Source organism: Porphyromonas sp. CAG:1061, from assembly GCF_000435035.1.
Lineage (GTDB): Bacteria > Bacteroidota > Bacteroidia > Bacteroidales > Porphyromonadaceae > Porphyromonas_A > Porphyromonas_A somerae.
In genome coordinates, this window is record NZ_HF988842.1 from 1 (window position 1) to 7,503 (window position 7,503).

General features: G+C 47.4%; 4 protein-coding genes. 1 reads left to right on the plus strand and 3 read right to left on the minus strand.

Translation table 11 applies throughout. From position 1 onward, the window contains the following. Positions 1-214: 214 nt before the first annotated feature. A complete protein-coding gene (locus QVO39_RS00820; RefSeq protein ID WP_288171289.1) occupies positions 215-1,435 on the plus strand; it encodes an ROK family transcriptional regulator in 1,221 nt (406 codons plus the stop codon). An 84-nt stretch (positions 1,436-1,519) separates the two neighbouring features. Here QVO39_RS00820 and QVO39_RS00825 read toward each other — a convergent pair whose 3' ends face one another. From QVO39_RS00825 to uvrA, 3 genes are read right to left on the minus strand one after another with little or no spacing between them, the layout of a single operon-like run. Beyond that, complete coding sequence (locus tag QVO39_RS00825) at positions 1,520-2,122, minus strand: thymidine kinase (protein ID WP_021902607.1); 603 nt, start codon at positions 2,120-2,122, stop codon at positions 1,520-1,522. An 11-nt stretch (positions 2,123-2,133) separates the two neighbouring features. Then, positions 2,134-4,440, minus strand: coding sequence for an ATP-dependent helicase (locus QVO39_RS00830; RefSeq protein WP_021902608.1), 2,307 nt, complete (start codon positions 4,438-4,440; stop codon positions 2,134-2,136). Beyond that, positions 4,437-7,295 carry an excinuclease ABC subunit UvrA gene (gene uvrA / locus QVO39_RS00835; RefSeq protein WP_021902609.1) on the minus strand — a complete coding sequence of 953 codons (2,859 nt, stop codon included), beginning with the start codon at positions 7,293-7,295 and terminating at the stop codon, positions 4,437-4,439. The genes QVO39_RS00830 and uvrA overlap by 4 nt, the downstream gene beginning before the upstream one ends. Between the last annotated feature and the right edge of the window lie 208 nt (positions 7,296-7,503).

A 7,503-nucleotide genomic window follows, 5' to 3' on the forward strand; every position in this document is an offset into this window, starting at 1 on the left:
CTTAGTTGCAACTCGCCGATTGCTTAGTTGCAACTCAACTTTTGGCCTGCTCAGCTCTTAGATTTTTGGGGAAGTTATCGGGGGATAGCTTCTATCTAATTTAAGTAAATAGGTGCTTTCTTATTTAGAAATTGGTAAGATTGAGGTGATAATTAGATTAGTTATGAAAATATTATATATATTTGTAGGTAGTAATAGTTGCATTATTAATATTATGACGGAGAACGAATTTAGATTATTATTTGATACCAATCCTAAGAATCTGCAGTATAAGCGACAGATTGTGGAGTATCTAGTGGATAATGGTCCTGAGACCTTGCCGGTATTGGCTCGCTTCTTGGGGGTGAGTGTGCCGACGATCAGTAAGCTGGTGGGGGAGCTGGTGGATCATGGGCTCTTGCGTAATTTTGGTAAGCTGGAGGCCTCTACCGGTCGGCACCCCTTTCTATTTGGGCTGACCGATAAGGACTTTTACTTCCTAGGGGTGGACTTTTCTTCCGAGCATATTAGCTTTGTATTGATGGACTTCTCGGGTAATCAGGTGCACTCCCAGATGGATATCCCCTTTAGGTTTGCCAATACAAAGGAGTGCCTTAATACTATTTGCAATGAAGTCAATAATTATATGGATCACGAAATAGATGTGCCACGTCACTCTATTGTGAGCATCGGTATCAATATTCTGGGCCGTCTCAATCCACATACTGGCTATAGCTATACCTACTTTAATTTTGAAGGGACTCCTCTCGCCACCTATTTTACTAATACCTTCGGCATCCCTACATTTATCGATAACGACTCGCGTGCTGCTGCATACGGGGAGTATATGTTGCATTATCGGCAGAAAGGGGAGAATCTGCTCTTCGTGCATGCTACGTGGGGGCTTGGCCTAGGCATCATTATCAATGGTGAGCCCTATGCGGGAAAGTCGGGCTTTAGTGGAGAGTTTGGGCATACCCATTGCTATGAGAATGAAGTGATTTGCCACTGCGGCAAGAAGGGGTGCCTAGAGACTGAAGCCTCTGGACGTGCTATGCACCGTAAGTTTATTGAGCGTGTGAAGCAGGGTGACCGCTCTATCATCACAGATAGTGGAAAGAAGATTGAGGATATCACGCTGGATGACCTGATTGAGGCAACGCTGAAGGAGGATATGCTCTGTATTGAGATTCTGGAGGAGGTGGGTGAGCAGCTAGGCTTGCATTTGGCCAACCTCATCAATATCTTCAACCCTCATGTGGTGGTGATTGGTGGTCCGCTGGCACAGGTGGGTGACTACCTTATCCACCCCATCCAAAGTGCTATACGTAAGTATTCGCTCAACATGGTCAACCAAGATACCGAACTAAAGCAGTCTATCCTCCTCCGCTATGCTGGTGTGATGGGGGCTTGTATGCTGGCAAGGAAAAAGGCAATCGCCTCCCTCACTGATTGACATAGTCTTTTCCGTAAAATAAAGGTCGTTCAAAGCGTTGGCTCTGAACGACCTTTGTTCTGTATGCTTAGATCTCTTGTTTATCTATTCTGCTGTTTTCTTGATGCGGGCAAGATAGCAGGAGCGACAGAGGCAGGCGTATTCTTTCATAGCTCCAAGCACTACTACGCGGTCATCGTCGCCAAGGCGATAGGAGAAATTGGCTGGGGCGCCACAGTCCATACAGACCGCATGCACCTTCGTGACTCTATCAGCGATACTCATCAGAGCCGGCATAGGCCCGAAGGGACGACGCATAAAGTCCATATCCAGTCCTGACACGATCACCCGAATGCCATTATCCGACAATTTCTGACAAACGTCTATGATGCCGTTATCAATAAACTGAGCTTCATCTATGCCCACCACATCTGCGTCCTTAATCAGGTCTAGCATTTGTGCTGAGTTGGAAATAGGGATGCTTGGAATGGAGTTTTTGTCATGACTTACCACATTCGTGGCATGGTAGCGGGTATCGGTGACCGGCTTGAAAACCACCACCTTGAGTCGTGCGATCAGAGCCCTCTTGATACGTCGCATCAGCTCCTCCGTCTTGCCCGAAAACATTGAGCCGCAGATTACCTCAAGCACTCCTGTCCGCACCCCTTGTTGGTGATATCCTTCTGTGATTTGATCGTCTAGTGTCATATCTTATCAAGTTATTCTTTACGTAGTTTGGCAAATTTAAGAATCAATTGGCGAACTGAGTTATCCTCCAATCGCACACTCACTTTACTTCCCATAATTGAAGTCTCCACGAAACCTAGGATTTCACACCTTCCTAGATGATTGTGATAGACGATGTCCCCTTTCTTTAGGTCGGTATCGGCCGCCGTATCTGTCAGCACCTCATTATCTCTACCACTTGGGCCATCACTACCTACCTGCCGACTATGCTTGATGCGAGTCATCCGCTTTGGAGCAGAGGGAGTGGGGGGAAGGTCACGATGCAATTGCTGTAGCTTTTCAATGGCTTTCTCCATAACTCCTCCCGAAACGATTCCAGAGTTATCTTTCACATACTTCGGGTCTAGCTCCCTCAGGAATCGACTTGGCATGGCCATATTAGTTTGCCCATTTACCATCCTCTCCCTCGCATAGCTTAGGGTACAGTGTTCTTTCGCACGTGTAATCGCCACGTAGAGTAAGCGACGCTCCTCCTCAATATCAGCAATTCCAGTGCTTCTATTACTTGGGATAATGCCTTCCTCAAGTCCTACACAAAAGACGTGGTCAAATTCAAGGCCTTTGGAGGCGTGTATGGTCATCAAGGTCACCTTTGGGGTGTCGTCGTCTTCAGTGTCTTGGTCGGTATAAAGCGTCATCTCCCTTACAAAGTCCTCAAGAGAGGGCTCTTCTTCGCCTTGCTCCAGTTTTCTTCGGGTGATAAAATCATCTAGGGCACTCACCAGCTCCGCAATGTTGTCCATTCTAGACTGTCCCTCTACGCTCCCATCATTGTACATCGCCTTTAGCCCTGTTAGTTCAATTACCTTCTGGAGATAGGGGATCGGGGCTAGATCATCAGCTAGACTTGTAATCACCTCTATCAGCTCCACGAAAGCACTTAGCTTGCTAATCCCTGCACCTCGCACCACACCTGAGAGTTGCTCTGGACTTTTGGCGGTGCTCATTAGAGACAACCCCTTTTTATTGGCCACTTTGGCGATGCCTTCAAAGGTCACAGCTCCGATCCCTCTTGCCGGCACATTGTAGACCCTTCGGAAGGCTTCGTCGTCGTCCGGATTGATTACTAACCTTAGATAAGCGAGTAAATCCTTCACCTCCTTTCTATCAAAAAAGGAGAGACCACCATAGATGCGGGTGGGGATGCTAAACATCTTGAGATACTGCTCTAGCAATCTACTCTGTGCATTGGTGCGATATAGAATGGCAATATCCTCAGGGTTGGTATCTGAATGGATGAGTTGATTGACCTGTGCTGCCACCTGCTGAGCCTCCATAGGTGCACTAAACGACTCAAAAAGCAGTGATTTCTCACCTTTACCAGCTACCGCCTCCACCACCTTAGGGATCCGCTTTTCATTTTTGGCGATCAACCCATTAGCTAGCTCCACAATATTGCCAGTCGAGCGGTAATTCTTGGTGAGCTTAAATAGCTTAGCCCCTGGGAAGGTAGTTTGGAAGTTGATGATATTATCTATCACCGCCCCTCTAAAAGAATAAATACTCTGAGCATCATCACCCACTACCATCAGCTCCGTAGAAGGTCCTTTGAGTTGCTGTACTATCTTGTGCTGTACCCTATTCGTATCTTGGTACTCATCGATGAGAATATACCTAAACCGCTCATGAAATGACACTTTTACATCTTCATGCTGTTGCAACAGTCGAAGCATATTCAGCAGAAGGTCATCAAAGTCCATTGCATTAGCTCGTTGGCACCTCGTCTCGTACTCCCGATATATTTTCGGCAATGCGGGTACGCTTTTTCGGAGGTCATGCCTGTGGGCTACCATCTCATCTGCTAGGTCTCTAGGCGAAAGCCCACTATTTTTAGCATTAGAGATCTCCGCCTGAATGTAGCTAGGCTTGTACATCTTTTCATCTAGTTGGAGCTCTTTCACGATCATCTTCACCAAAGACTTAGAGTCGGTGGTATCATAGATTGTATACGAATGATTGTACCCTAAGCGGTCGGCATAGCTCCTCAAAAAGCGAGCAAATACCGAGTGAAACGTCCCCATAGTGATCAATCCTGCCACCGGGCCTCCTACCAGTGTGCCGATACGCTCTCGCATCTCCCGAGCTGCTTTATTGGTAAAGGTGAGTGCTAATATCTGGAACGGAGCCACCCCTTCGGTAAGGAGGTAGGCGATCTTTGTGGTGAGCACCCTTGTTTTGCCCGACCCAGCACCTGCCAGTATCAGGCTATCAGAGCCGCTATGGACTACCGCCTCTTTTTGCTCAGGATTGAGCTCCTTAAGTAGTTTTTCTCTATTCATTTTTGCTTTAATTCATCCCTTAAGAAAGGAGTGGTATACCCCTTATCTTGTGCGATCATCTCTTCTGGAGTTCCTTCAAAAACAATGCGACCTCCCTTTTCGCCTCCCTCAGGACCTATCTCAATGATATGATCCGCCACTTTGATGACATCTAAATTGTGCTCAATGATCACTACCGTATTGCCTTTGTCTACCAATTTCTGAAGAATATTCATCAGTACCCGGATATCCTCAAAATGAAGTCCTGTAGTGGGTTCATCGAGGAAGTAAACCGTCTTCCCCGTATCCCGCTTCATCAATTCTGTGGCGAGTTTTACACGTTGTGCTTCTCCACCAGATAGCGTATTGCTCGACTGTCCTAGCTTGATGTAGCCCAGCCCCACATCTTGTAGGGCCTTTATCTTCCGTAGGATATTTGGCTGGGTGTCGAAAAACTCTACCGCCATATTCACTGTCATATCCAGTACATCGGCGATTGATTTTCCTTTGTACCTCACCTCCAACGTCTCCCGATTATAGCGACGCCCTTTACACGTCTCGCACGGCACATAGACATCGGGTAGGAAGTTCATCTCAATCTTTTTATAACCATTGCCTTTGCAGGTCTCACATCGTCCACCCTTCACATTAAACGAGAAACGCCCTGGCTTATAGGCACGAATCTTGCTCTCTGGCATCTCCACAAAGAGATTGCGGATATCTGTAAACACCCCCGTATAGGTCGCAGGATTGCTTCGTGGCATCTTTCCAATGGGTGATTGATCTACCTGCACCACCTTATCCACCTCTTCGATCCCCTCAATCGTTTTATAGGGTAGGGGTTCCTCCAATGAGCGATAAAAGTGCTTGGAGAGGGCTGGGTAAAGGGTGTCATTGATGTAGGTTGACTTCCCGCTCCCCGATACCCCCGTCACCAGTACTAGCTTTCCTAATGGAATCTCTAGCGTATCCCCTTTGAGATTATTCCCAGTGGCGCCAATCAATCGGAGCGAGCTTCCTTTCCCCTTTCTCCGACTAGTAGGCACCTCTATAGCCTTGGTGCCATTAAGATACTGTGCTGTAAGGGTGTCCGCCTTGAGCATCTCCTTTGGCGTGCCACTATAGATTACCTTTCCACCCTTGCGTCCAGCTCCAGGACCCATGTCTACGATGTAGTCTGCTGCCAGCATCATATCCTTATCGTGCTCTACCACGATCAGCGAATTGCCTTGATCCCGAAGTCGTTTTAGTGATTCTATCAGCCTTGTATTATCTCTCTGGTGCAGGCCGATGCTCGGCTCATCTAGAATATAAAGCACATTTACCAGCTTACTCCCCAGCTGTGTAGCCAGCCTAATCCTCTGCATCTCTCCGCCCGAAAGCGAACCAGTGGTGCGATTGAGCGTGAGATAGTCCAACCCCATCTCTAGCAGAAACTCCAGACGGTTCACAATCTCCTTGATAATCTCCTTCGCCACCACCTTCTTCCGCTTCTCAATCTTGTCGGAGACCCCCTTGATCCACTCTAGCAGTTTAGGAAGCGACCAATTACAAACCTCAGAAATATCGTGCCCATCAATCTTAAAAGAGAGTGCTACCTTATTCAATCGCTTACCTCCGCAAGATGGACAACACTTGTAAGTACTAAACTGATTGGCCCACTTACGTATTTTGCTCGATTCCTCCTCGTCTGCTAAAGCCCTGAGATAGGCAATCAGCCCATCATACGAAAAGAGACGCTCCACCTTACCTGTTGCCTCCACTTTGTGCTTGAGAGGATAGTCTACACCATTCATAATATCATCCATCAGCTCCTCTGGAAACTCCTTAATCGGATCATTGATGGTGAAACCGTGGTGCTCAGTGATCGCCTCTAGTTGCTTAAATATCATATTGGGCTTAAAGTTGCCCAATGGAGCCAGTCCTCCCTGACGAATGGTTCGAGAGGGGTCGGGGATGATCTTGCTCATATCAGGAGCCGGAACCTCCCCAATGCCCTTACACTTGGGGCAAGCTCCCTGGGGTGAGTTAAAGGAAAAGGTATGTGGTGCTGGCTCTTCAAAGCTTTCGCCCGTCTCGGCATCCATCAATCGCTTACTGTAAAATAGGGGCTCCTCTGTAGATTGATACTTCTGAACCATCACGACGCCTTTTCCAAGATGAAGTGCCACTCGAAGTGCCTCCTTTAACCGAGAAAGCGACTCTTCATTCTCTTGTAGAGCCAACTTATCAATAAGCACCTCTACCCTATGGTTTTGGTATCGTGCTAATGCCAGTCCGGGTTTCAGCTCCAGCATCTCTCCGTCGGCACGAACATAGAGATAGCCCTTTCGTCGCATACTCTCCAGAAGCTCCCGGTAGTGCCCTTTTCGATCCCGCACTATCGGGGCAAATATTTGGATGCGTTGGTTGTTGAAGTCCCTACATACCATAGCGAAGATTTGCTCCTCATTGTGGCTGACCATCGCCTTGCCCCCTTTGCTATAAGCGGTAGCGGTGCGTGCATAGAGCAGTCGCAAAAAGTCATAGATTTCTGTCGTGGTGCCTATGGTACTCCTTGGGTTCTTGACAGTGGTCTTTTGCTCGATGGAGATAACAGGCGAGAGCCCAATGATTTGGTCTACGTCTGGACGTTCGAGATTACCGAGGAAGCCTCTTGCGTATGCCGAAAAGGTCTCAATATAACGTCTGTTCCCCTCCGCATATATGGTGTCAAAAGCAAGCGACGACTTTCCACTACCACTCAAGCCTGTGACTACAGCAAGTGAATGGCGAGGAATCTCTACATCTATATCTTTGAGATTGTGTTCGCGAGCCCCCAGCACCACCAATTGTTGCTCTTGTGACTGGCTATTTATATTATTATTCTTGTCCATTTTTACTACCCTATATGACTTGCAAACTTAACCATTTTATTTGAGGTGTTCATCTAAAATAATAGATGGGGTCAGCAGATTCTCCTTGCGGGTTAGCCCCCTTGTCAAGAACAAGACAATTACATGGGTAGATCGCCATCTCAATGTGCCTCCATAAAACCTCCATGCTAGTAGGGAAAAGTTGAGATGCAACTAAGCAATCGGCGAG